20 protein-coding genes are annotated in these 23,524 nt (G+C 68.9%); 14 read left to right on the top strand and 6 right to left on the bottom strand.

The window, feature by feature from the left end:
- The first annotated feature begins 250 nt into the window (after positions 1 to 250).
- The 11 genes from OG574_RS49495 (at position 251) to OG574_RS49445 (ending at position 15,743) form a co-directional block, all read left to right on the top strand.
- The gene (locus tag OG574_RS49495) at positions 251 to 496 is read left to right on the top strand and encodes a hypothetical protein (protein WP_326778959.1); all 246 of its coding nucleotides are present in this window, start codon (positions 251 to 253) and stop codon (positions 494 to 496) included.
- A gap of 92 nt (positions 497 to 588) precedes the next feature.
- Positions 589 to 885, top strand: a complete 297-nt coding sequence (locus OG574_RS49490; RefSeq protein WP_326778958.1) for a hypothetical protein — start codon at positions 589 to 591, stop codon at positions 883 to 885.
- A 39-nt stretch (positions 886 to 924) separates the two neighbouring features.
- On the top strand, positions 925 to 1,725 hold the full coding sequence (locus OG574_RS49485) for a group II intron maturase-specific domain-containing protein (protein ID WP_326778957.1): 801 nt from the start codon (positions 925 to 927) through the stop codon (positions 1,723 to 1,725).
- A 171-nt stretch (positions 1,726 to 1,896) separates the two neighbouring features.
- Positions 1,897 to 2,598: a FadR/GntR family transcriptional regulator gene (locus tag OG574_RS49480; protein ID WP_326778956.1), complete on the top strand. Its 702-nt coding sequence runs from the start codon at positions 1,897 to 1,899 to the stop codon at positions 2,596 to 2,598.
- Positions 2,599 to 3,288: 690 nt separating this feature from the next.
- A complete protein-coding gene (locus OG574_RS49475) occupies positions 3,289 to 5,331 on the top strand; it encodes a hypothetical protein (protein ID WP_326778955.1) in 2,043 nt (680 codons plus the stop codon).
- Between the two features lie 59 nt (positions 5,332 to 5,390).
- The gene (locus OG574_RS49470; RefSeq protein ID WP_326778954.1) at positions 5,391 to 6,689 is read left to right on the top strand and encodes an ABC transporter substrate-binding protein; all 1,299 of its coding nucleotides are present in this window, start codon (positions 5,391 to 5,393) and stop codon (positions 6,687 to 6,689) included.
- A gap of 74 nt (positions 6,690 to 6,763) precedes the next feature.
- Positions 6,764 to 7,720, top strand: coding sequence for a carbohydrate ABC transporter permease (locus tag OG574_RS49465; protein WP_326778953.1), 957 nt, complete (start codon positions 6,764 to 6,766; stop codon positions 7,718 to 7,720).
- Positions 7,717 to 8,580 carry a carbohydrate ABC transporter permease gene (locus OG574_RS49460; protein WP_326778952.1) on the top strand — a complete coding sequence of 288 codons (864 nt, stop codon included), beginning with the start codon at positions 7,717 to 7,719 and terminating at the stop codon, positions 8,578 to 8,580. The genes OG574_RS49465 and OG574_RS49460 overlap by 4 nt, the downstream gene beginning before the upstream one ends.
- Positions 8,581 to 8,667: 87 nt before the next feature.
- Positions 8,668 to 13,161 carry an endo-alpha-N-acetylgalactosaminidase family protein gene (locus OG574_RS49455; protein ID WP_326778951.1) on the top strand — a complete coding sequence of 1,498 codons (4,494 nt, stop codon included), beginning with the start codon at positions 8,668 to 8,670 and terminating at the stop codon, positions 13,159 to 13,161.
- Between the two features lie 75 nt (positions 13,162 to 13,236).
- Entirely contained in the window at positions 13,237 to 14,592 is a 1,356-nt protein-coding gene (locus tag OG574_RS49450; protein WP_326778950.1) for a glycoside hydrolase family 36 protein, read from the top strand.
- A 476-nt stretch (positions 14,593 to 15,068) separates the two neighbouring features.
- Positions 15,069 to 15,743: a hypothetical protein gene (locus tag OG574_RS49445; RefSeq protein ID WP_326778949.1), complete on the top strand. Its 675-nt coding sequence runs from the start codon at positions 15,069 to 15,071 to the stop codon at positions 15,741 to 15,743.
- A gap of 46 nt (positions 15,744 to 15,789) precedes the next feature.
- Here the strand turns inward: OG574_RS49445 and OG574_RS49440 are convergent, their stop codons facing one another.
- Entirely contained in the window at positions 15,790 to 16,491 is a 702-nt protein-coding gene (locus OG574_RS49440; RefSeq protein ID WP_326778948.1) for a FadR/GntR family transcriptional regulator, read from the bottom strand.
- Between the two features lie 106 nt (positions 16,492 to 16,597).
- Between OG574_RS49440 and OG574_RS49435 the strand changes: the two genes are divergently transcribed.
- Positions 16,598 to 17,365, top strand: coding sequence for an SDR family NAD(P)-dependent oxidoreductase (locus OG574_RS49435; protein ID WP_266570974.1), 768 nt, complete (start codon positions 16,598 to 16,600; stop codon positions 17,363 to 17,365).
- Here OG574_RS49435 and OG574_RS49430 read toward each other — a convergent pair.
- The 3 genes from OG574_RS49430 to OG574_RS49420 all read right to left on the bottom strand — a co-directional run bounded on the left by OG574_RS49430 (position 17,362) and on the right by OG574_RS49420 (position 18,985).
- A complete protein-coding gene (locus OG574_RS49430) occupies positions 17,362 to 17,553 on the bottom strand; it encodes a hypothetical protein (protein ID WP_326778947.1) in 192 nt (63 codons plus the stop codon). The two genes, OG574_RS49435 and OG574_RS49430, sit on opposite strands and share 4 nt — an antisense overlap.
- A 64-nt stretch (positions 17,554 to 17,617) precedes the next feature.
- Entirely contained in the window at positions 17,618 to 18,421 is an 804-nt protein-coding gene (locus tag OG574_RS49425; protein WP_326778946.1) for an SDR family NAD(P)-dependent oxidoreductase, read from the bottom strand.
- 318 nt (positions 18,422 to 18,739) lie between these two features.
- Positions 18,740 to 18,985, bottom strand: a complete 246-nt coding sequence (locus OG574_RS49420) for a pentapeptide repeat-containing protein (RefSeq protein WP_326778945.1) — start codon at positions 18,983 to 18,985, stop codon at positions 18,740 to 18,742.
- An 88-nt stretch (positions 18,986 to 19,073) separates the two neighbouring features.
- On the opposite strand from OG574_RS49420, the gene OG574_RS49415 reads away from it, so the two are divergent.
- Positions 19,074 to 20,897 (top strand): hypothetical protein, encoded by a 1,824-nt coding sequence (locus tag OG574_RS49415; RefSeq protein ID WP_326778944.1) that lies wholly within the window; start codon positions 19,074 to 19,076, stop codon positions 20,895 to 20,897.
- A 24-nt stretch (positions 20,898 to 20,921) separates the two neighbouring features.
- Positions 20,922 to 21,074, top strand: a complete 153-nt coding sequence (locus OG574_RS49410) for a hypothetical protein (protein ID WP_326778943.1) — start codon at positions 20,922 to 20,924, stop codon at positions 21,072 to 21,074.
- A 218-nt stretch (positions 21,075 to 21,292) separates the two neighbouring features.
- Here OG574_RS49410 and OG574_RS49405 read toward each other — a convergent pair whose 3' ends face one another.
- Both OG574_RS49405 and OG574_RS49400 read right to left on the bottom strand, forming a co-directional pair.
- A complete protein-coding gene (locus OG574_RS49405) occupies positions 21,293 to 22,441 on the bottom strand; it encodes a hypothetical protein (RefSeq protein ID WP_326778942.1) in 1,149 nt (382 codons plus the stop codon).
- A 96-nt stretch (positions 22,442 to 22,537) separates the two neighbouring features.
- Positions 22,538 to 23,434, bottom strand: a complete 897-nt coding sequence (locus OG574_RS49400; protein WP_326778941.1) for a LysR family transcriptional regulator — start codon at positions 23,432 to 23,434, stop codon at positions 22,538 to 22,540.
- Between the last annotated feature and the right edge of the window lie 90 nt (positions 23,435 to 23,524).

Genomic DNA, 23,524 nt, shown 5'->3' with positions numbered 1-23,524 from the left:
ATAGCGGGGGCGGCTTCCACTCCTACGACGGCTGCATCCCGATCGTGGCGACCACGCTGGAGCTGCTGCGCGAGCACGGACCGGCCGGGCCCGCGTTCTGGCGTTTTGGCCGAGAGGAGCGACAGACGCTGCTGGACGCGATCGGCAACCTCGTCGGGAGGCCGCCCTCGCCCGCAGCCGCCAAGCCGCGCGGGAAGAGGAACAGCGCCGCGCGGAGCGGGAAGCTGCGGAGCGGGAGGCACAGCGGCCGGTGTGCGTGGACTGCGGGCGGAAGTTCACCGACGACCGGTGGGAGGCAACCGACTTCCGGAACTGGCAAAACCTCGACTTGCACCCGCACCTGTGCGAGGACTGCCAGAGCCGGGCCGTCGCAGTCGAGCAGCAGGCCGAAGCCGACGAACGCGACCGGCAGGAGAAGGAGCGCCTGCGCCAGGAGCAGGAAGCCGAGCAGGCAGCGCAGAAGGCCGGCGGCTGGCTCTCCCGCTTCCGCACCTGACCCGGGCAAGTCGCGGCGACCGACCACGCGGGCAAGCCCAAGGAGGCCCTGGGCAAGCCCGCGTTGTCGGTGGCGGCTGCAACGCTGATCAGATGAACGGCGATGAGCAGCTGCTGAACGGACGCGTCTACGGCCACGACCACGACGACCCCAACCCCGGCCCGGTCCCACACCGGACCTACGCCGAACTGGTTGGCGGGCGCCTGGACGGCCTGCTGCTGGACATCCACGGGTGGCGGACCGAAGAAGTCGACGACGGCGTGGCCCTGTCCACCGAGCTGTCACGGTGGCCTGGCGGCCGCGCCCTGTACGACCCGCGCCCCGGCGAACCTCGCACACCCGGGCCGGGCGTCAGCTGCCGCTTCTACTACTCCGGCGACACACCCTGACGGCCATCGGCGCTGCTGCCCTCGGTCAGCTGGGCAGCGGTGCTCTCGATCCACAGCAGCGTCCACTCGACACCGGCCCGCCACCCGGGCTCCGCACCGTCGTACCGGCCTTCGGCGTCGGCACGGATGATGGCGGTCGACGAGCACCTGACCCGGCCCTGGGAACCGGGCGAGGAGATGGCCACCAGCCACCTGCGCAGGCGACGCCGCGCCGCCGGACGTCCGAACTGGAAGATCGTCCGCTACGCGGACGATCTCGTGGTTCTGGTCGACGGTGGACGCGCCGACGCCGAGGCGCTGCGCGAGGACATTGCCGACGTGCTGCAACCACTCGGTCTTCGTCTCTCGGAGGCGAAGACGCAGGTGGTGCACATGTCGGAGGGGTTCGACTTCTTGGGGTTCCGCATCCAGTGGGGCCGCAAGCGAGGAACGGACAAGTGGCACGTCTACACCTTCATCGCTGACCGGCCCATCCGGCAGCTGAAGGACAAGATCCGTGCCCTGACGAACAGAACGTCGCAGCAGAACCCCAGGGACGTGCTGATCAGGCTCAACCAGATCATGCGCGGCTGGCCCAACTACTTCAAGCACGCGGTCTGCAAAGCCACCCTGAGCTCCCTGGCCAGCTTCACATGGCACCGGGTGATCAGTTGGTGGATGGCACTGCACCGCTGGAAGTGGAAGGACGTCCGCCGACGCTTCATCGACCACACCGGCCGGTGGCACAAGCTCTCGGCAGACGGGACCGAACTGTTCGACCTCCAGGCGGTGGCGGTCACCCGCTACCGCTACCGAGGCAACACGATCCCCAACCCCTGGACACGTCTCAACCACGCCTGAACGACAGAGTCCGTGGAGAGCCCGGTACTCGGAGACGGGTACGCCGGGTTCGGCGAGCGGCACGGAGAAACGGACCAGTGGCAACACCGGCACCGCGCTCCGTGCCGACTCAACAGGCACCCCCCGGCAGTACGCTTAGGCGCCTAGCAGCCTTCTTGAAGGAGTTCCTACGTGGCAGTGCGGCGCACCACGTTGTTCGACCAGGTCGCGAGCGAGATCACCACGCTGATCCAGGAGAGCGGGCTCAAGCCTGGCGACGAGATGCCTCCTGAGGGAGAGCTCGCCGCGCGGTTCGGGGTCAATCGACTCGCGGTCCGGGAAGCGATCCGGGCGCTGGCGGCGAGGGAGATCCTCGTGTCCAGCCAGGGCAGGCCGGCACGGGTGAACGTTCCCTCGGCGCGGGTGTTCGGGCAGATCCTGCGGTTCCGGCTGCGCCAGGACTCGCTGCGGTTCGCCGACGTACTGGATGCGCGTGGCGCGATCGAGGGTGCGATGGCCTCTCGTGCCGCAGAAAGGGTGCGCGCCGGTGAGGCCTCTCCGGAGGCCGCCTCGCCTCTGCTCGAGGAGATGGCCGCGGCCACCGACGACCGAGAGCGTTTTGTCACGCTCGACATCGCCTTCCACCAGGAGATCGCGCGGATGGCGGGCAACGGGATCCTGGAGCTGGTCCTGGAGTCGCTCACGGACGTCCTGACCGAGCACCGGATGGCAAGCTTCGAGGCCAGGTCGCACAGGGGTGACAGTCAGCAGGCGACGATCGCCGCGCACCGCCGGATCCTGGACGCCATCGCGGCGGGCGCACCCGAGGACGCGGTCGCGGCGATGGAGGCGCACCTCGACGCGACCGGCGAAGACCTGGAAGCCGCGCCGTAACTCGTAGACCGGCCCCGGAGTTACTGCCGGCCCTGCGCGCTCCCCGTCCCCGTCCCCGTCCCCGTACGCGTACGGGGACGGGGACGGGGACGGGGTGCTGCGGCGCCCGCCGCCCCCGTGGACGTCGCTGCGAGGCCCAGCCCCTGGCCGGGCTGCGGTTGTGGATGCCTCCATCCGGACCGGGACCTGCATCCGCGGTGAGCCCCCTACCACCGCGCCCGGCGCCGAAGGCAGTTGACACCTTCGGCTGAAACGGCGGAGATGCCCAAGCGGTGGTCGGCTTCCCGTAGCGATGCGCGTCTGTCGGTGCTGTCCGTTCGGCGAGCTCGGCCCGAACCGCGTGAAGAAGGTTTCGCCACCAAGGCCGCACTCGGGGCATCGGCGAACCGATCCGGCACCAGTGGGGTAATCGCCCCGATCGGTGCGTGCATGCGATGTCGCCCCCGGCCCGCGAGCCTGGCCCCCAGGCGGGCTGCCTTTCGTCTCCTGCTGCGCGTTGCAGCGACCGTACGAACCACGACGCTCCTTTTGGTCGCATATCAGGCGTTCCGCCGACGATGGAGGAGCGTGGTGTTTTTCCGCTCCAAGCACTTGACCGCTTAGCAGATAAGTTGAAAGATCTGTCCTGCCGAGGGCAGATCAGCTTGCTCGCACGGCACCCGGACCAGCAGGTAAGAGGTGGGAATTCTCGTGTCGACCCGATACGTGTTGCGACTTCAGGCGGACCCCGCCGACGACGTGGCGGACGTCGAAGAGCGACTGCTGCGCCTGGTGAAGGACAGTCGCGCCGACGAGGTCTGTGTCTTCTTCTTCGGCATGGAGTTCAACGACGGGCACGAGCCGGTGGCAGAGGTCGCAGCATGGCTCGACCGCACGCGCCCCTGGCGTACAGCCCTGCGTTCCGCGGGAGTCGGTGTCAGCCTCAACCCCGGGCACACGCTCAGCCACGGCGACTGGGGCCGCAAGCGTCGCGAATCCTGGCAGCCAATGGTCGATCAGAACGGCACGGAAGCCGAAATCACCGTCTGCCCGCTCGATACCGCCTGGCAGGCGTACTTCGCCGAGTGCCTGCACCAGTACGCGGCCGAAGACGTCTGCGCCGTGTGGATCGAGGACGACATCCGCCTGCACAACCACGCCCCGCTCGACTGGGGCGGCTGCTTCTGCCCCCTGCACCTGGCCGAGTTCGCCTCCCGCACCGGTGAGGCACCCACTCGCGCAGAGCTCGTGGCCGCCTGCACCGCGCCCGGTGAGCCACACCCCTGGCGCCGGCAGTGGCTGGACCTGCTCGACGACACCACGGCCGGCCTGCTGAGCGAGTGGCGCTCGATTGCGGACGCGCACGGGGTGGAGCTCGGCCTGATGTCCAGCCGCCCCGAGTCGCACGCCCCTGAGGGGCGGGACTGGTCGCGATGGCTCGACAAGGTGGGCATCCACCGTCCGCACTTCTGGCCGTACTCCGACACCGCAGGACCCGAACTCCCCTTGTCAGCAGCCCTGTTGGACGCCCAGCGCGGACTGCAGCCGTCCAGCCTGGTGAGCTACCCGGAGATCGAGTGCTGGCCGTACGGGCAGTGGAACAAGTCGTTCCGGCAGACCGGCGCCCAGATGGCTCTCGCTCACATCCTCGGCTGCCACGGACTTGCCGTCAGCCTCTACGACTTCCTGGGCAACCACCCCGACGACGAACCCGAGCGCGCACGCTTCCTGGCCGACTGGCGGCCCACCTTGGACTGGCTCGCGGACACTTTCCCCACCTCGCTGCGTACGGTCGGCATTGGGGTTCCCTGGTCGCCGGAAACCGCGCGTGAGCTTCGCGTCGACGACGACGGCAACTCCGGGCGGTGGCAGGCGCTTCAGGCCGGCCACCGGGAGTGGGCGGGGTGGCTGGGGGCCATCGGGCACGCGGTGACCGTCCGCCCCGAGAGCGTGGACCGACGTGCTGCAGAGACCGCGCTCCCTGGCGGCGAGACCACGGTCCGCGCGCTCGCCGGTCCCTCCGTCTGGGCCTACACCGACGACCAGCTCCGCGACTGGCTGCACGGCGGCCTGATCCTCGACGGCACCGCTGCCGAGATTCTGCACCGGCGCGGCTTCGGCGATCTGATCGGCGTTCGCGGCCTGCGCACGCCCGGCGTCCACGACCCGATCCCGGCCCGGGAGATCTGCACCGACCCCGAGTTCACCCTGCGTGTGGGCGCCGCTGTCTCCGTCGACGCCGAGGTGAACGGTCACCGGCCGCTCGCCGTCGCCGACCCTGTGCCCGGCGCGCGGATCGCCAGCCGGCTGGTCGACCCGCGCGGCGCGGACGTCGGTGCCGGGCTCGTGCTGTACAGCAACGCGCTCGGCGGCCGCACCGCCGTCTGCCCCTGGCCAGCCACCGCGCGGGTGCGGATGACCCCGCAGCGCGCGGCCCAGCTCAGCGCCGTGGCCGACTGGCTCGGCGACGGCCGCCATGCCCGGGTGTCAGGGCAGCCGTGGCTGGTGCCGCAGGCGCTCACCGACGGCCGTCGCTGGCGGCTCGTCGTATGGAACGCGGGCCCGGACGAGGTGGCCCGCCTGACCGTCCGGCTCCCGAACGCAATGCCCGCTCCCACCGATGCCGTGCAGATCACCGCACGCGGTGAGCGACTTCCGGCCTCGTACACAGACGGCACCGTCGAGCTCACCCGGCCCATGGGCCAGTGGGAGTTCGTGGTGCTGGCTGCCGACTGCGAAGAACGATCCAGATGAACGACACCTCAGCCGTCGCCTCGCGGCGGCGGGAAGGAAACACAGTGAGAAGTTCTTGGGTGCGCGGAGCCGGAGCTCTGCTGGCTGTCGGCGCGCTGTTCACCACCAGCGCCTGCGGGTCCGGCTCCGGGTCGAAGGACACCTCGCACAAGCCCGCCGGCAGGGTGAACCTGACGTTCTGGGGCTGGGCTCCTGGCTACGACAAGTCGGTGGCGATGTTCAACGCCTCCCACCCGGACATCCACGTCACGTTCCAGAAGACGGCGGGTGGCTCGGCGGGCGGCTACAGCAAGATGCTGAACGCCGTGAAGGCGGGCAACGCCCCGTGTCTGGCGCAGGTCGGCTACGAGACCCTGCCGAGCTTCGCGGCCGCGGGCGCGCTGCAGGACGTGGGCCGGTACGCGAACAAGAGCAGGGACCAGTACGTCGACTGGACCTGGAAGTCTGTCAGCGTGGCGGACCAGGTGTACGGCATTCCGCTGGACACCGGCCCGGAGGCGATGTTCTACCGCGCCGACGTGCTGAAGAAGTTCAAGCAGCCGGTGCCCACCACGTGGGAGGAGTTCGCCAAGGTCGCCAAGGCCGTCCACAAGGCCGATCCGAGCGTGGAGATGGCCACCCCGCCCGGTGACGGCTACGACGTGGCCGGTCTGACCTGGCAGGCCGGCGGCAAGTGGTTCGGCACCGAGGGCAGCAAGTGGCAGGTGAACATCGACAGCCCCGAGTCCCGCAAGGTCGCCGCCTACTGGCAGGACCTGCTCGACGCCAAGGTGCTGAAGACCACCCCGGCGCTCGACGCGAAGTGGATGGCCGACGCCGACAAGGGCAAGGTCGTCGCGCACATCGGCGCCGTGTGGATCAATACCTTCCTCTCCCAGAATCTCAAGGGTTCCGCCGGGAAGTGGGCGGTGGCGCCGCTGCCGCAGTGGGCGAAGGGCGACAAGGCCGCTGCCAACAACGGCGGTTCGTCGACGGCCGTGCTGAAGGGCTGCAAGAACCAGGAGGAGGCCGTCGAGTTCGCCGACTGGTTCAGCCGGAGCAAGGGCAGCGTTGAGAACCTCATCAAGAACACCGGCATCTACCCGGCCTCCAAGGACGGCCTGGCGCTGCCGGCCGTGAACGCGCCCTCCAAGTTCTTCGGCGGTCAGAAGATCTTCGACGTGTTCAAGGAGGCCGCCGCCGACACGGACAACACCTGGCAGTGGGGCCCGACCATGGCGCAGGTGGAGGCGGACTTCACCGACGGGATGAAGAAGGCCATCGCCGGCGACGCGTCCGTGACCGACGCGCTGACCACCACTCAGGACAAGACCATCGAGGCGATGAAGGCCCAGGGCCTGAACGTCTCGAAGGGCTGACCGCAGGCTGACAGTCCGGGCCGCCGCCGGACTCCCTGCGGCGGCGGCCGAGGCCCGTACGACGGGAAGACATCGTGACCATCACCACCGTGCGCTCGGGCACCGTCGTGGCCCAGGGCGAGAGGCCCGCGGCCCGCCGCCGTCGCCTCTCACGGGGCCGCACTCGCAGCGCCTGGCTGTTCCTGGCGCCGTTCTGGGTGCTGTTTCTGGCTACGTTCATCGCGCCCATCTGCTATGCCGTCGAACAGAGCCTGTTCGCCCTGCACCGTGACGGGCTCGGGCTGACGGCGCCCACCACGCGCTTCGTCGCTCTCGACAACTACGTACGAGCAGTGCAGGACAGCGAGTTCCTCAGCTCTCTGGTGCGGGTCGTCGGCCTCGGCGTGGTGCAGGTGCCGCTGATGCTGGGGCTGTCGCTCCTGCTCGCGCTGCTCCTGGACTCCGCATCGGTGCGCTGGCCGGGAGTGTTCCGAACTCTGTTCTTCCTGCCGTACGCGCTGCCGGGGGTGATCGCCGCGATCATGTGGTCGTACCTCTACCAGCCGGGCATCAGCCCGCTCGCGAAGGCGGCAGGGCAGCTCGGGCTCGACATCGACTTCACCGCGCCCGCAATGACGCTGCCCGACATCGGCAACATGGTCACCTGGGGCTGGACCGGCTACAACATGCTGATCATCTTCGCCGCGCTGAAGGCCGTCCCCGCCGAGCTGTTCGAGGCCGCGGCGCTCGACGGCTGTTCCGGCTGGCGGATCGCCTGGCACATCAAGATCCCGAACGTGCGCGGGGCGCTGATCCTGACCACCGTGTTCTCGATCATCGGCATGGTGCAGCTGTACGCCGAGCCGGACATCCTGCGCGGGATCACCAACACCATCACCTCCGACTACACGCCGATCCTCGCCGCCCAGAAGGCCTCCGACGCCGGCAACTACCAGTACGCGGCGGCGCAGTCCGTGGTCCTGGCGCTGCTGACGCTGGTCCTGTCCTTCACGTTCCTGAAGTTCACCCAGCGCAAGGGGGCCGGGGAATGAGCACGCCGCAGACCACTGTCCGCCCGAGCGGGGTGGCCGCCTCCCGCGGCGCCGTGATGGCCGTCATGGTGCTTTTCGCCGCCTACTCCGTGCTGCCCGTATGGTGGCTCGTGGTCACCGCGACCAAGAACAAGGGCTACCTCTTCACCACCAACGGCTTCTGGTTCTCGCACTTCGACCTGTGGTCCAACATCCGCGACGTCTTCGCGATGGACGACGGCATCTTCGCCCGCTGGATGCTCAACAGCGTCGTCTACAGCGCGGTGGGAGCGGCGATCAGCACCTTGGTGTGCGCGGCGGCCGGCTTCGCGCTGGCGAAGTATCAGTTCCGGGGACGGGAGGCCGTGTTCAACACGGTGCTCGCGGCCGTCCTCGTGCCCGGCGCGCTGTTCGCGCTGCCGCTCTACCTGATGTTCTCGAAAATCCACCTCGTCAACACCTACTGGGCGGTCCTGATCCCGAGCGTCGTCAGCCCGTTCGGCGTGTATCTGACGCGGGTGTACGCGACCGCATCCGTGCCCGACGAACTGCTCGAGGCGGGCCGGGTCGACGGTGCGAGCGAGGCGCGGATCTTCTTCACCATCGTGCTGCGCATGATGTCGCCGGCGCTGGTGACCGTCTATCTCTTCCAGTTCGTCGGCATCTGGAACAACTACCTGCTGCCCGTACTGATGCTCGCCGACGACCGGCTGCAACCGGTCACCGTCGGTCTTGCCACCTGGCGCGAGCAGTTCAACAACGGCACTCCCTACAACGTCACCATCACGGGCGCCTTCCTGTCCGTACTGCCCTTGGTGGTGGCCTTCCTGAGTCTCCAGCGGTTCTGGCGTTCGGGCCTGGCCGCCGGGGGCCTCAAGTAGCGCAGGACCACAGCGCCTGCGCCCTTGACGCCCCGCCCTCACGTACCGCACCGCAACCACAGATTGCTGAGGCATGCCATGCCATCCGTGCGCGTATCCAGACTCGTGGCCGCGGCGGCGATAGCCGCTGTCGGCGGAGCCTGCCTGACCGCACCACCGGCCCTCGCGTCCGAAGGGACGGCCACGCTGCGATCGGGCAACCTCGCCGTCGACGTGTCCACCGCCTTCCCGGAGGTGTTGAGCTATACCTGGGCCGCCACGAAGGGCGTCCTGTACGGCTCGGCGGGCTCGGACCCCGCGCTCACCGTCAACGGAAAGACGTACATCCCCTCCGTCAAGTCCACCGTCGAGGACGGCCACGTCGACTATCGGCTCGCCGTCGATGAGATCGGCGTCGTGGCCACTGCCCGGATCGCGGTGGACGGCGATCGGCTGAAGCTCACGATCCCCAGTATCAAGGAGAACGGCGACACCAAGGTCTCCACCATCGGCCTGCCCGGCCGCAGCCTGCTGTCGGTACGCGCCGACCAGGCCGGCGCCGCTGTCGCGGACGCCACGGTGGCCCGCACGTACTACGCTCCCGGCCCGCAGCTCGACGAAATCAAGTCCGTGGCGGACCTGCCCGTCGACAGCAAGGCCCGCGAGGCGACCATCGCCATCCTCAGCACCGACAAGCTCGCGGGCGCGATCCAGACCAACGCCGTGCAGAGCTATGGCAACCTGCAGCTGCAGACCACCGGCTCCGGCGACGCCAAGCGGACCGGCGTGTGGTCCAACACCTGGACCTACCGCGGCCCTGACGGCAAAGTCGTCGCCACTCCTGAGAGCCAGGTCGTCCTGACCCCGGAGCGCAACGGCGACGGAAAGGTCGACTGGCAGGACGGCGCCATCGCCTACCGGAAGATCATGCCGCGCCCGTACGGCAGCGGGCAGACCAAGAACAACGTGGTTTCGCAGATCTCGCTGAACTTCGCCAGCCAGGCGCAGAACCCGTTCATCAAGACCCTCGACGCCATCAAGAAGGTCTCCCTCTACACCGACGGCCTCGGCCAGCAGATCGAGCTCAAGGGCCACCAGGACCAGGGCCACGACTCGGCACACCCCGACTTCGCCGGCAACTACAACGAGGCCGCGGGCGGGCTCGCCGACATCAAGACCGTCGTCGACGAGGCACGCAAGTTCAACACTGTCGTGGGCGTCCACATCCAGAACGGCATCGAGGCGCCGCGGGCCAAGGCCTTCCGCTGGGACAAGACCACCAACCCGACCGAGCCGAAGCCGAATTACGTCTACGGCGACACCAACTACGAGATGGACCAGGACAAGGACCTGGCGAGCGGCGACTACGAGAAGCGGATGACAGACCTGAAGAACGAGGTCCCGAACCTCGGCTTCATCTACTCCGACGCCTTCTTCAACACCGACTGGAGCGCCTGGAAGCAGGCCGAGGTCGTCAAGCGGCTCAAGATGCCGATCTACACCGAATTCCCGACGTACATGTGGCCGTACGTCACCTGGTATCACCAGTCGGCCGAGTACGACGACATCGGCGTCAACTCCGACATCCTGCGGTTCGTCTACAACGACCAGACCGACGCCTGGATCCACGGCAGCAACAAGATGCTGGGCGGGGTGCAGAACAAGGCGGGCTTTCTGGGCTGGCACTCCGACCACTCCCTCGACAAAGAGGTCGCGGAGGTCTTCACCAACAACCTCCCCGCGAAGTACCTGCAGAATTTCGAGATCACGCACTGGAGCGACAAGCGGATCGACTTCACCGACAAGGTGAAGGCGACCCTTGAGGACGGCACGCCGCGCATCTACCGCGACGACCGGCTCGTACGCGACGGCAAGGACCTCTTCCTGCCCTGGTCCGCCGAGGGCCAGCAGAAGATCTACGCCTGGAGCGACGACGGCGCCAAGCGCACCTGGACGCTGCCCAAGGCGTGGAACGGCGTCCACGACGTCACCCTCTACAAGCTGACCGACCAGGGCAAGGAGAAGGCCGGCGTCCTGCCGGTGACCGACCACAAGGTCACCCTGGATCTCGCCGCCGACGCCCCGTACGTCGTGTACCCGAACGGCGACGTCGACGTGCCGGTCGAGTCCGGCTCCCAGGCTGACGGCAGCAACACCGGAGTGCCGCCCACGCCCAAGGACACCGCCAAGACGGTCGGCTTCGGCCACGGCACCATCGCCGCCGACGGGCAGTTCTATACCGGTGGCTTCACCAAGTGGCACCGCGAATCCAGCTCCGGTGACGTGTCCGGCATCAATGTCGTCACCGACTCCAACGGGCTGCAGAACCTCCGGATCTCCGGGGTCAAGGACGGCCGTGTCACCCAGGAGTTGCACGGCCTGGAGCCCGGCCACACCTACAAGGCGTCCGCGTACGTCAAAGTGACCGGCGACCGCAAGGCGACGATCTCCGTGCGCGCCGGAACAAAGTCCGCCACCACGTCGATCGACGCGCCGACCCCGGAGATGAACGATGCCGACAATCGCCTCGCCGGACAGCGCTTCCAGCAGCTCAGCGTGCTGTTCAAGGTCCCCAAGGGCGAGCACTCGGCGGTCCTGGCGCTGGCCGGCGCCGCGTCTTCGGACGCCGACACCGTGGAGTTCACCGACGCTCGCGTGCAGCTGAACGACGACGCTACGCACAACGCCGACGGCCACTACTACACCGAGGACTTCGAGCACCCCTCCGGCGGCAGCTTCGGCCCCTTCCTCATCGGCAAGTTCTCCGAGCCCAGCGAGATCATCTCGACGCGGCACGAGGGCTACACCCGCGACACCATCAGCGGGAGGCACTCGCTGGAGACCACCGTCAACGGCGAGGGCCTGCAGTTCCGCACCTGGCCCGGCAGCATCGCGTTCAAGTCCGGTCACGCCTACCGGGTTCGGCTGGACTACCAGAACGACACCAGCGGCCTGTACCGCTTCGAGGTGAAGGCCGACGGCCAGTCCAAGCCGGTCCTTGCCACCCCGCTGGCGCAGACCACCGACCGCGGTCTGGGCTCCGCCCCGGCCGACGGCCCCAAGCCCGACGGCTGGACGGACAGCCTGCCGCCGCAGCCCTCAGCCCCGCACGCCTCGATTGACGAGACGTTCGTGTCCGGTGACGACAGCACGTACCTGGCCCTGACGCAGACCTCCGACGGGCTGGGCGCGGCGACGCTCGACAACCTGGCCGTCGACGATCTGGGCCCAGCCCCGGCCGCCGAACTCGGCAAGCCGGTGGCGACGCTCGACGTGAGCCCCACCCGGATCCCCAAGGACGCCACGTCTTCTGTCGCGGTGAAGTTCACCAACACCACTGGTGCGCCGATCAGCGACGCGGCGCTCACTGTGAACGCCCCCGATGGCTGGGGTGCCAAGGCCACCGATCCGGCGGACCTCAAGTCCGTGGCACCGGGCGCCGCTGCCACTGTCCACTACGACGTGACGGTGCCCAAGGACACCGCGTCAACCGGCAACGTCCTGGCGGTCCACGCCGCATACACCTGGAACGGCCGCCACACCGGCACCAGTGCCGCGGCCGAGATGCACATCGGCTACGACTCGCTGCCCGACGCCTACAACAACGTCGCGATCACCGACGAGGCCACCGCCAAGCACGGTGCCTTCGACTCGGACGGCAACAGCTTCTCCGCGTCCGCGCTGGCCGCCGCCGACCTGCGTCCCGGCCAGCCGGTGCGGCATGACGGCACCACCTTCACCTGGCCCGACGTGGCCCCGGGCAAGCCGGACAACGTGGCCGCACAGGGCCAGAACATCGCACTCACGGGCAGCGGCAGACTCGCCGTCCTCGGCGCCGCCTCCGCCTTGGACCGCACCGACAACGTGACCGTCTCCTACACCGACGGCACCTCCAGCAACGCCGAGCTCGGGCTGCCCAGCTGGCACGGCGACAAGGCCGGCCGATACGGCGGCCAGATCGTTGCCGACAGCCTTGGCAGCAACACCCCCTCAGGACCGACCGACCCGAGCGGGCACTACCGGGTCTTCTACAACACCGTCCCGCTCGACGAGGACAAGACGGTCGAGTCGGTGACCCTGCCGAACGACCCGGCGCTGCACATCTTCGCCCTCACCACCAAGCCGCTGGTCACCGGCGCCCCCACTGCGGACACCTACGCCAGCGACATGGCCTGGACGAAGATGACCAATGGCTGGGGCCCTGTCGAACGCGATCACGCCCTCGGCGAGAACCTCGCGGGAGACGGCAACGCCCTCACCCTCGGCAGTACCGACACGGTGTACGACAAGGGCCTGGGCGCCGCCCCGTTCGACGGCTCTGCGGCGGTCATCGGCTACGACCTCGGCGGCAAGTGCACCAAGCTGACGGCGATCATCGGCCTGGACCGGGCGCAGCTCTCGCGCGGCTCGGTGGCGTTCGAGGTGATGGCGGACGGCAAGTCCGTCTTCATCAGCGAGGTGTTCCGCCCCGCCTCGGCGCCCCGGACGATCGACGTCGACCTCACCGGCGCCAAGGCCGTCGAGCTGCACACCCTCGACGGCGGCGACGGCAACGGAAACGACCACGGCGACTGGGCGAACGCGAAGTTCCACTGCGCCTGACCCCCTGCCGGCGAGGGGGCACTTCCCGGAACCCGAAGTGTCCCCTCGCCCTCGACCGAGCTATGAGGAGCCCCCATGACCTTCGCCCCCGTCGCCTTCGTGGAGTGTGAACCCGCCCGCGCGCGGGTCTTCGAGAACGGCTGGTCGTCGTTCGGCCCCAGTACCGTCTACGCGGCGACAGCCACCTCCCCGAGGCCCTCGCTGCGGGTGTACGAGATGTCGACGTTCCGCGCCGACACCCCGGCCCCGCCCACCGGATTCCAGGGCGAAGGCCTGCTCGCCGTCGACCCCGGCGACGGCGGCCCGATCCATCTCTTTGCCGCCCCCGACGCCCGCGTCGAATGCCCGTCCATCCGGGCCGTGGCGGAGGGCCGCGGTGTCCGGGTGACGGCCGACGGTGTGGTCGAGCACACCCAGGACGACGGGCCCGGCGGCCTGGAGTCCGCGCTCGCCCGCTGGGCCGACCGATACGCAGCCGCGCTGGGCGTGCGAGTCGCGGAGAGCTATCCGACTGGTTGGTGTCCCTGGTACCAGTACTTCAGCAAGCTCACCGAGCGCGACATGTACGAAAACATCGACGCCATTGACGCGCACGAGCTGCCCATCGACATGATCGCCGTGGACGACGCCTTCCAGAAGGAGATCGGCGACTGGCTTCAGCTCTCCGACCGCTTCAGCTCGCTCGGCGGCCTCGTCGACCGGATTCACGCTTCCGACCGGCGGGCAGGTGTGTGGATCGCCCCGATGTTCGTCGGCGCCCGCTCCGATGTCTACCGCGATCACCCCGACTGGCTGGTGCGCACCGAGGACGGCTCCGAGCCGCTGTGGACCGGCCACATCTGGGAACAGGACCTGTACGCGCTCGATGTCACCCACCCCGGCGCGGCGGCCTATCTCCGCGAGGTGTTCCAGACGTGGCGGGGACACGGCTTCGACTACTTCAAACTGGACTTCCTCTTCGCCGGCGCCCGGGTGGGCCGCCGCCACGAGGACGTCACCGCCCTCGAGGCGTACGCAATGGGCGTCGACCTGATCCGCGACGCGGTCGGCGAAGACGCCACCCTGCTCGGCTGCGGCGCCCCGCTGCTGCCCTCGGTCGGACTTTTCGAGGGCATGCGCATCAGCTGCGACATCGCCCCCGCCTACGCCCCCGAGGACGGCGACATCAGCCAGCCCTCGCAGGCCGGAGCCGTGCTCAGCGGGCGCGGACGGGCATTCATGCACGGCCGGTTCTGGCACAACGACCCGGACTGCGTCATCCTCCGACCCGAGGTCGAGCGGCGTGCGAAATGGGCCCGCCACATCGAGGCGTACTCCGGCGTGCGCGTGCTCAGCGACCGCGTGAACTCCCTCGACGCATGGGGGCTGGAGACAGCCCGCCGACTGCTGACGCGCTCGACACCGAAGCCGCTGATCCCGTCGATGCCATGACCCCATCCCCGTTTGAGACGTCCGTGCCGTGCCCCTCGACGCTCAGGATCTCCTGATGACCGCGCGCGTACCCGGCCTCGCCCCCAGCTCCTTCGGCCGCCGCGGCTTCCTCGCCTCCGCGGGACTTGGCGCCGCCGCGGCCACGCCGCCCTTCGGCCGGCTCGCCCGCGCCGCCGAGGCGGCCGGCGTGAACCCCCGCGACCTCACCGTGGTCCCCGCCGACAAGAACTTCGAACCCGAGTTGATCGTCTCCCTACGCGAACGCGGCACCACGACCGTGCTCGCCACCCCCGGGGGAGCGGCGCTAGGGGGGCCTACCCATCGGCGGCATCGCCTGCAGCCATGTCTACCTCTCCGGCGACGCCGCCTTTGGCACTGGGATGTCGACAACCGTCGCCCGCCGGCCAACATCAACGACATCCGCTACAGCCACTCGATGGAGTTGGACACCCCGTTCACCGTCGCCACGGTGATACGTGCCAAGGGCACCGCCCGCCACCTTGGACTCCCGGGGCTTCGACGACGTCCGCTTCACCAGCCGCTACCCGGTCGGAACTGTCGACTTTGCGGACGGGGCCGCACCCGTGTCCGTCCGGCTGAACGCCTATTCCCCCGTACGTCCCGCTGTCGGCGGACGACTCCTCGCACTCGCTGGCGGTCCTGGAGTACGAGTTCACCAACACCCGTCCGCCGCCCTGGACGCCGAGCTCGCCCTCTACGCCGAGAACCCCGTCGTCCTCGGCGCGCGCACCACCCGGCCGGTTGTGCTGAAGGCGGCCGACTTCGGCGAGGCGGACCTGGTGGGCGTCGAGTTCACAGCCGAGCTCGGCGTCGCCACGCCGCCCGGATTGCGTGAGGACGTGCTGCTGGAGGACTGGTCGGACGGCTACGACGGCTGGACGACAACGGGTACCGCCTTCGGAGACCGGCCCGTCCGGCTGTCGGACATCCCCGACTACGCCACCGGCGTCGACCCTCGCGTTCTCCATCTATCTTTCGGATGCTGGTCGCACCAGAGGGAGTGCGAAGGCCCCGGAGCCTGGTTTCGCCGGCGGCGCTGCGCGGTGGGCAGGGCGGCGAGTGGAGCCACCGCACCTGTGAGAGCCGTCGCAACGCGGGATAGCGGGCAGGTCGTCAAACGCGGGAACTGAATACGGGTGGTCGAGTTCGTCCGCGTGGCGCATGCGGGATTCGCGTTCAGTTGCCCGCATTGATGTCTTTCTCTGTTTCGCTGAGATGGGACTCCATTGCCTCGGCCGCGGCCACCGGGTCGCCTGAGCGGACCGCCTTGAGAATCCCGTGGTGTGCGGCGATGGTCGAGTCGTGACTGTCGCCGCGCGTGGCGTGCCCGGCGTAACTGGCGAGGCGGTGCTCGCGCAGAATGCCGGTCATGGCGTCCAGGGCGAGCGTCAGCATTCCGTTTCTGGCGAGCGCCGCCAGTTCGGTGTGGAACGCGATGTCCAAGTCGACGAAGCGCTCTCTGTTGCCAGTGGTCTCCCGCATTCGGTCGAGCAGCTCCTCGGCCTGGTCGAGGCTGGCGCCACCGGCCCGGACCCGCTCAGCCGCGCGTCGCACGAGGGCGCCTTCGATCGCGCGCCGGGCATCGAGCACATCGGCGAACCGCAGCGAGTCTTGGCGTAGCCGGAAGCGAAGGACCTGCCCGAAGACCTGGGCAGTGGGCACATGGACGCGGGTCGGCTTGCCCTGGCTGGAGAGGACCATTTCGCGGGCGGCGAGCGTGCGGATCGCCTCCCGGACTGCCAGCCGATTGACGCCGAAGCGGGTGGCGAGTTCGCCTTCCGGGGGAATCTCGTCGCCGGGCTGCAGACCGGCGTTCTCGATCAGGGCAGTAATTTCCTGCGATACCTGATCGGCGAGCGTGCCACGGCGAACGACCACTAGTTGTTGCCCCCTTGCACCTAAACTGCTTAGCTGTTAACTCTGGAGGATACGCGATACGCGATAGATTTTTGGATCAACGGCGCCGACGGCGAGAGGGCGGGACATGGGGAGTCTTACAGGACGGGTCGTGGTGGTGACCGGTGGTGCGCGGGGGATAGGCCACGCCGTCGTCCGTGCTGCGTTGCGCGAGGGTGCGCACGTCGCAGTGTTCGACCTCGACGAGGGCGACGGCTCCGGGCTGCGTGACACCCTGGCGCAGGCACGTGACAGGTCGACGTTGGTCAAGGTCGATGTGACGGACTCGGCCGCGGTGGCGGCCGCCACCGGTGAGGTCGCTGACACACTCGGCCCAGTTGATGTTCTGGTGAACAACGCCGGACGCAATGTCTATGGTGACCCCGTCTCGATGACCGAAGCCGAGTGGGAGCAGGTTTTCGACGTAGACCTGAAGGCGGCGTTCCTGTGCGCCAAGCACGTCCTGCCCGGGATGATGGACCGTCAGCGCGGGGCGATCGTCAACATTGCTTCCCTGCACGCCAAGTTGACCTGCACTGGCATGTATCCGTACGCCGCAGCCAAGTCCGGACTGGTCGGTCTGACCCGTTCGATGGCCCTGGACGTTGCCCGGCACGGGATCCGCGTGAACGCGGTCAGCCCTGGATATATCCGCACTGCCCTCGTCGATGAGTACTTCGCGCAGCACTCCGACCCGCAGGTCGAGGAAAAGGCGCTCGCGGTCCAGCCGCTGGGCCGTCTCGGCCGGCCCGAAGACGTCGCAGAAGTCGTGTGCTTCCTCGCTTCGGACGCGGCAGGCTATGTCACCGGGGCTGACTGGGCCGTTGATGGTGGGCTCGGGGTGCGGTTCGCCTAAAAGCGGGTGTCGCAGGTTCGAATCCTGCCGGGGTGATCGCGGCCGTGCCACACACGTGCCACAACGTCCGCTACGTTGTCGTACTGCTCGAGCAGATTGCCGATGCTTCCGGAGACGACCGCCCGCAGCTTGAGGCCCTCTCTGGGGCCGGTGTCGGTGACCGGTGCCTCGGTCGTTGATGCCTTCATGGTCTCTCTTCTCGCGAGGGGCTCTTGACGGGATACAGGGGAGGGCATGGCAGGTGACAGGTCGTCAGGCAGCGGCGAGATAGCCGCCGTCCACGGGTAGCAGCACCCCCGTGACGAACGAGGACTCGGGTCCGGCGAGGAACGCGAGGGCGTGTGCCAGTTCATCGGTCTCGCCCGGCCGCGCCAGCGGGGCGCCGTTGACGCGGGCCCGCAGGGCCTCTGGTGGCAGGTGGTCCAGGAGCGCGGTGCGGAAGACCCCGGGCAGTAGGGCGTTCACGCGGATACCGCGCGGGGCGAGCTCGACCGCGGCCACCTTGGTGAGCTGGTGCACGGCGGCCTTGCTCATCTGGTACGCGACCGAGGACGGGACCGTGCCGTCCCCGGTGGGAGGGGTGGTGCCCCCGTAGATCGAGCCGATGTTGACAATGACGCCTCGGGTCCTGGCCAGGTCGTCGGCGAAGGTCTTGATACCTCGCCACGGGCCGAACGCGTTCACCGCGAGCACCCGGGTGAAGTCCTCGTCACTCGTGTCGAGCAGGTCCGCCCGGGCGCTGACGCCCGCGTTGTTCACCAGTAGGCCGACCGGTCCGAACTCTTGACGGACGATGTCACGCAGCCGATCCCACGACGCGGGGTCGGTGACGTCCAAGCGCACTCGACCCGTCCCGCCGGCGTCGTCCGCGTACTGGACATCGGCCCGCACCACGACGGCACCGAGATCTGCCAGCCGGTCGGCCGCCGCGGCCCCGATGCCGCCAGCCGCGCCCGTCACCACCGCGATTTTGCCGTCCAGGCCCATGGACTTCACTCCCTTCGGTGTCGTTGAAGGGGGACAGTTGGTCTGGTCGCGGGGCGCGACATCGGTCATCTGACCGATGTGGGGAGACGGGGTGATTGCTGGGGACTTCTCGGTGGGGGCAAGCTCTTCCGTCGGTGTCGGCTCTCAGCGGACTGTGGCCGGATTGGCCACGGATTGCCCACTTTCCTCAGACTCGAACCGCGCCTGACCGGTCCGGTGCTGGTCCGCTGCGTACCTGGTAGACGCCGGGGCTCACCTCATCGGACCGCGCGAAGGCAACCGATGCCAGCGCAGCAGGCCACCGAGTTTGCAAGTTCCAGGTTGCTCCGGACGGAAGACGCCTACCCACGGTTTTCAGGAAATGCGTTCCCATCAAGTGCGCGCCGGTCAGGTCCGCGCCGCGCAGGCTGGCGCCGCGCCGGTCAGGCCCCCTTCGTTCAGGTTCGCGTCGTTCAGGTGCGCGCCGGTCAAGTCCGCGTCGTTCAGCTGCGCTCTGGTCAGATTCGTGTTGGTGCGTTGCCACGCTCGATGTCCCGCGCCACGCCGCCGAGTTCCTCGCCCGGCTGCTGGCTGCCCACCAGCGGCGGTTGCGCACCCCGTGACCTCTGACCCCCGCCGATGCCTTCGAGGCATGCCGTCGAACCCCCATTGGTCTTCGACGGCAGCACCGCGCGTCCCCAGAATGCGGGCACTACCCCTTCGCGTTCCCGAGGAGTTCACCGTGTCCCTCTTGTACGCCCGGCGCCGCTGTACCGTGCTGGCCCTCCTCGTACTGGCCCTGGCCCTCGTGCCGGTCTCGCCGCTGGCGGCGAGACCCGCGTACGCCGCGACCGCTGTACCCGGTGATCCGCTCACCGGCAGCGGCGCCGTGACCAGGTCGGTGCTGACCGCCGCCGACCTGACCAGCGGCGCGGCCACCGGCACCGTCACCGACGACGCCTTCGCGCTGCCCGCGGCGGCCGCCGCCCCGAAGCACACCTTCGAGGGCACCCTGACGCTCAACGGCGTGGCCACCGCTAGAGGCTTCAGCACCATCAAGGACACCTACCACTACGCGGCCACCGCCGCGCTCAAGCACCTGCCGCTGGTGAGCATCGACCTCGTGCAGAACGGCAGCCACGTCATCCCTGCCGTCCGCGGCCTGCAGATCACCGGGAGCGCGTACTGGAACCTGATCGTCGGGGGCGGCCGCGCCTGGAACGAGAACGGCGACGGCGGCCGCACCCGCGTCTCGCTGCCCTTCGCGCTGGTCGAGCGCAACGCCAACTGCGTGCACAACGGCCTGCTGACCTTCCTCTTCGACGGCAGCACGATCTCCCGGGTCCGCTACCAGATCGTGCACGAGACGTGCGAGTACTTCCAGTTCGACATGTGGGGCCAGGTCGGGGCGACCTACTCCCGGCACACCGTGACCGGTGGCACCGACCTGAAGAACGCGTACGCCGCCGAGGTCGCCAACCGCATCCCGACCAAGCCGATCAGCGCGCTGAGCACCGACTACCCGAACGCCGACATCGACACCAGCGCGTTCGGCAGCGGCATCACCGCCTCGGCGCTGAGTACGTACGGCGTGTCCTACGGCGGGGTGAACTACGTCGGCGCGTGTCAGACCCGGCAGGGCGCGTACCCGTACTGCAACCAGATGGTGCTGCCGTCGTACTCGCTGGCCAAGACGATGTTCGCCGGCATCGTGCTGATGCGGCTGACGCAGGTCTACGGCTCGTCCGTGCCGTCGCAGCTGATCCGCGACTGGGTCAGCGAGGCCGATACCTCCGCCTGGAGCGGCGTCACGTTCCAGGACACCGCGAACATGGCCACCGGCAACTACACCTCCAGCGCCTTCGAGTCCGACGAGTCCGGCAGCGGCATGACGGCGTTCTTCGACGCCGAGGCGTACGGGCCGAAGATGGCCGCCGCGCTGGCCTTCCCGCACTCCGCCGCGCCCGGCACGCAGTGGGTCTATCACTCCTCCGACACCTTCGTGCTAGCTCGGGCGATGCAGAACTACCTGGTGTCCAAGGCCGGCGCCGGCAGCGACATCTACCGCTGGATCCGCGACCAGGTGCTGGTCCCGCTGCACCTGAGCCCGGACGTGCTGACCACCGAGCGCACCGACAACAGCGCCACCGGGCAGCCGTTCGGCGGGTACGGCCTGTTCTACACGCAGGACGACATCGCCAAGGTCAGCCGGTTCCTGAACGCCGACGGCGGGAAGTTCGGCGGCGTGCAGAAGCTCGACTCGACGATGCTCGCCGACGCGATGCAGCAGAACCCGGCGAACCGCGGCCTCACCACGACCGCCGGCACGACCGGCAAGACCTACAAGTACCAGAGCGGCCTGTGGGCCCGGCAGTTCACCTCGGCGGACAACTCGGTGTTCACCAGCCCGGTGTACGTGCCGTTCATGTCCGGCTTCGGCGGCATCACCGCGGCGATGCTGCCCAACGGCGCCACGTACTACTACTTCAGCGACAACAACGAGTTCGACTGGTCGGCGGCGGCCGCGCAGGCGTACAAGCTGCCCGCCACCGGCGGAGGCGGCTGAAGCGGCGGGGGCGGCCGGCCGTGCATGGCCGGCCAGCTGCTCGGCAACGGCGGCTTCGAGACCGGGACGGCGTCGCCGTGGACGGCGGACGACAAGGTCGCGTCCAACAACGCGCGGGAAGTGCCGCACAGCGGCACCCGGTTCGCCTTCATCGGGATCGAAGCCAGCGGCCGGTAATCGAGCCTGGGCCTCTGCATCCCCCTGCTCGACTGCGTGATGCGCGGGTGTCCAGTGCCCATGGTCAGAAGGACCCCAAGGCCGGGAACATCATCCGCGGTTGACGTCCCCCACTGGCGACTCGTGGGAGGGGGCCCGGCATCTGCCTGGCCCCCTCCCACGCTCCTCTGCCGTCAAGAGTTGTCCGACCGCCGTGCCGAGGGGCGAGTCCCCGCAACTCACACGCCGGTCCCGCTCCTGATCCGCGCCTTCTCGAACTCCGACACCGGGTCGCCTCCGGCGCTCCAGGGCCAGGCCGCGACCGTACCGTTGATCGCCTCGAAGACCGGCCGGGCCTCGCTGCGCCGCTCGGCGGCCATCAGCGCGTAGGCCAGCAGGTTCAGGTCGGCGACGGCTGCCGCGTGGTGGAAGAACCCGGGCCGGGCCCAGGTGCGTGCCGCACGGTCGAGGGCCTGGGCGGCCGACGCGTGGGACCAGTGGGTGCGTGCCATCAGCGCCTCGACTCCGCCACGGGCGAGGACTGACTGGTACTGCAGAACCTCGGCGGTGAGCTCGGTGGCCGCGCAGGGCGCGATTGCGGGCGTGCTGGCGCGAAGCGCGTCGACGAAGTCCAGTACCTGGACGCGCGATCCCATCTCCTCCGGCCCCAGATAGCGCAGCATGCTCAGGTACGCCTCGCGGTTCCAGCGGTCGCGGGTCAGTACCTCGTTCCACAGGCCGAACACCTCCGGCTGACTGCGGCGCTCCAGCCGTGACAGACCCAAAAGGACCACCCAGGGAGTGGGATCCTCCGGCGCCAGTTCGGCGGCGCGCAGACAGCTGTCGGCGATGCCGGCCGCGTCCTGCGGACGTCCCTGGGAGCGTCCGCGTTCGAGCTGCGCCCATGCGGAGAGGACGAGCGCGCTCGCGTTGCGCGGCTCACGAGTGGCCCAGGCACGGGGCCCGTGCGATTCGGACAGGCGGTACGCCAGCACGGAGAGCTGGTGGGTGTGGCGGTCCCAGTCGGCCCGGCTCTGGTCCAGGAGACGGGATATCTGGGCCATGCACAGGTCCGTCGTCGCGATCGTGCCCGTACTTGTTGTCGCCTGGAGGGACTTCAGCAGCCGGCCGAGGGCAGCGTCGTCGAGCTCCAGGACGAGACGTGCCCGTCTGCGGCGACTTGAGAGAAATGCCATGCACACCTCGTTGAGGACTTGGTCGTGCCCGCCAGCGTTCCCGAGGCCGCGGCGGCTGTCCTGCGCACGGCCCGCGAGCTGCTGCGCCAGCCTCTCGGGCCGGCAGCTGATGCGGGATATCGCCGCATGGTGGGGCGCGCCGGGGTCACCGTCCAATGCCTGCCCGGTCTGGTCAGGCTGCTTGCCAGGCATACCTCCAGCTCTCCTTGATCCTGTCGGCCGTCGGGTCGGCGTGCGGTCACGCCTCGCGTCGTGGTGAGGGCCGTGGTCTGTAGTCGGCGCTGCAGTTCATAGGCGGGCGGCGACCTGTGGCCCGTACCGCTCGACACAAAAACGTGACAACCCGGCCGCGAATGCCTCAATGCTGCGCAGCGCATAGTGGCCGGCGTCCCACGCCGCGTACAGGTGGATCTGCAGCGGTTCGCCCGTGCTGTCGAGGATCAGCAGCGGGTGCAGGTCGAAGCGGGGATCGTCGGAGACCACCGCGACACCATGACCCGAAGCCGCCATGGCCTGTGCGACGTGCGGGGTGTCGCATTCGAGCACGATGTCGTACGAGGCGTCCGCATCCTGCACGGCATGGTCCAGGATGCGGCGGGTGCCGTGCGCCGGGGTGAGGACGATGAGGGGCTCCGCGGCAAGGTCCCTGATGGTGACGCGGCCCCGGTCCGCCCAGGCATGGTCGGCACGGACGTAGGCCCACAGCGGCAGGCGGGCCACCGGGAGCCCGGCGAAACGGCGCCTCGGAGGTGCTGAGGAGATGGCTACATCGGCTCCCCTCGCAAGGGCCTGGTACGCATGTGCCGGACTCTCCGCCTGCACGGTGACGAGCGGATCCTCCGGCCCCCAGGTGGCCAGGAACGGCGCGATCACGTCGGTGATGGTGGTGGGCGGCGCCGCCACGGTGATCCGCATGGCACGACCGGCAGCCAGCGCACCGACCGCGGCCTCGGCGGTGTCCGCGCGGGCGACCAGGTCGCGGGCCAGGGGAAGGAAGCGCCGGCCGGCCGCCGTCAGGACCATCTGCTTGCCGCCGCGGTCGAAGAGCGTCATCCCCAAGGTCCCTTCCAGGCCGCGCAGTTGGCGCGACAGCGAGGGCTGGGCGACGCGGACCACCTCGGCAGCCTTGGTGACGGAACCGGTCTCCGCGATGGTCACGAAGTAGCGCAGCACTCGGAGTTCCATGGCGGTGGTCCTTCGGGAGACGGAGGAGGCATGACACCTGCATGCCTCAAAGGCATGATAGCCAACCCTGCCAAGTATTTGTGGCTATGG

This window comes from Streptomyces sp. NBC_01445 (assembly GCF_035918235.1).
Taxonomy (GTDB): domain Bacteria; phylum Actinomycetota; class Actinomycetes; order Streptomycetales; family Streptomycetaceae; genus Streptomyces.
This window is presented reverse-complemented; position numbering and strand designations above follow the sequence as displayed.

Excerpts from the sequence above, each read along its gene's own strand:
- OG574_RS49460 (WP_326778952.1), top strand. The coding sequence starts at position 7,717 with ATGAGCACGCCGCAGACCACTGTCCGCCCGAGCGGGGTGGCCGCCTCC.
- OG574_RS49425 (WP_326778946.1), bottom strand. The coding sequence starts at position 18,421 with ATGACCGATGTCGCGCCCCGCGACCAGACCAACTGTCCCCCTTCAACG.
- OG574_RS49410 (WP_326778943.1), top strand. The coding sequence starts at position 20,922 with ATGGCCGGCCAGCTGCTCGGCAACGGCGGCTTCGAGACCGGGACGGCG.
- OG574_RS49405 (WP_326778942.1), bottom strand. The coding sequence starts at position 22,441 with ATGCCTGGCAAGCAGCCTGACCAGACCGGGCAGGCATTGGACGGTGAC.
- OG574_RS49450 (WP_326778950.1), top strand. The coding sequence starts at position 13,237 with ATGACCTTCGCCCCCGTCGCCTTCGTGGAGTGTGAACCCGCCCGCGCG.
- OG574_RS49435 (WP_266570974.1), top strand. The coding sequence starts at position 16,598 with ATGGGGAGTCTTACAGGACGGGTCGTGGTGGTGACCGGTGGTGCGCGG.
- OG574_RS49400 (WP_326778941.1), bottom strand. The coding sequence starts at position 23,434 with ATGGAACTCCGAGTGCTGCGCTACTTCGTGACCATCGCGGAGACCGGT.
- OG574_RS49420 (WP_326778945.1), bottom strand. The coding sequence starts at position 18,985 with ATGCCTCGAAGGCATCGGCGGGGGTCAGAGGTCACGGGGTGCGCAACC.
- OG574_RS49430 (WP_326778947.1), bottom strand. The coding sequence starts at position 17,553 with ATGAAGGCATCAACGACCGAGGCACCGGTCACCGACACCGGCCCCAGA.
- OG574_RS49490 (WP_326778958.1), top strand. The coding sequence starts at position 589 with ATGAACGGCGATGAGCAGCTGCTGAACGGACGCGTCTACGGCCACGAC.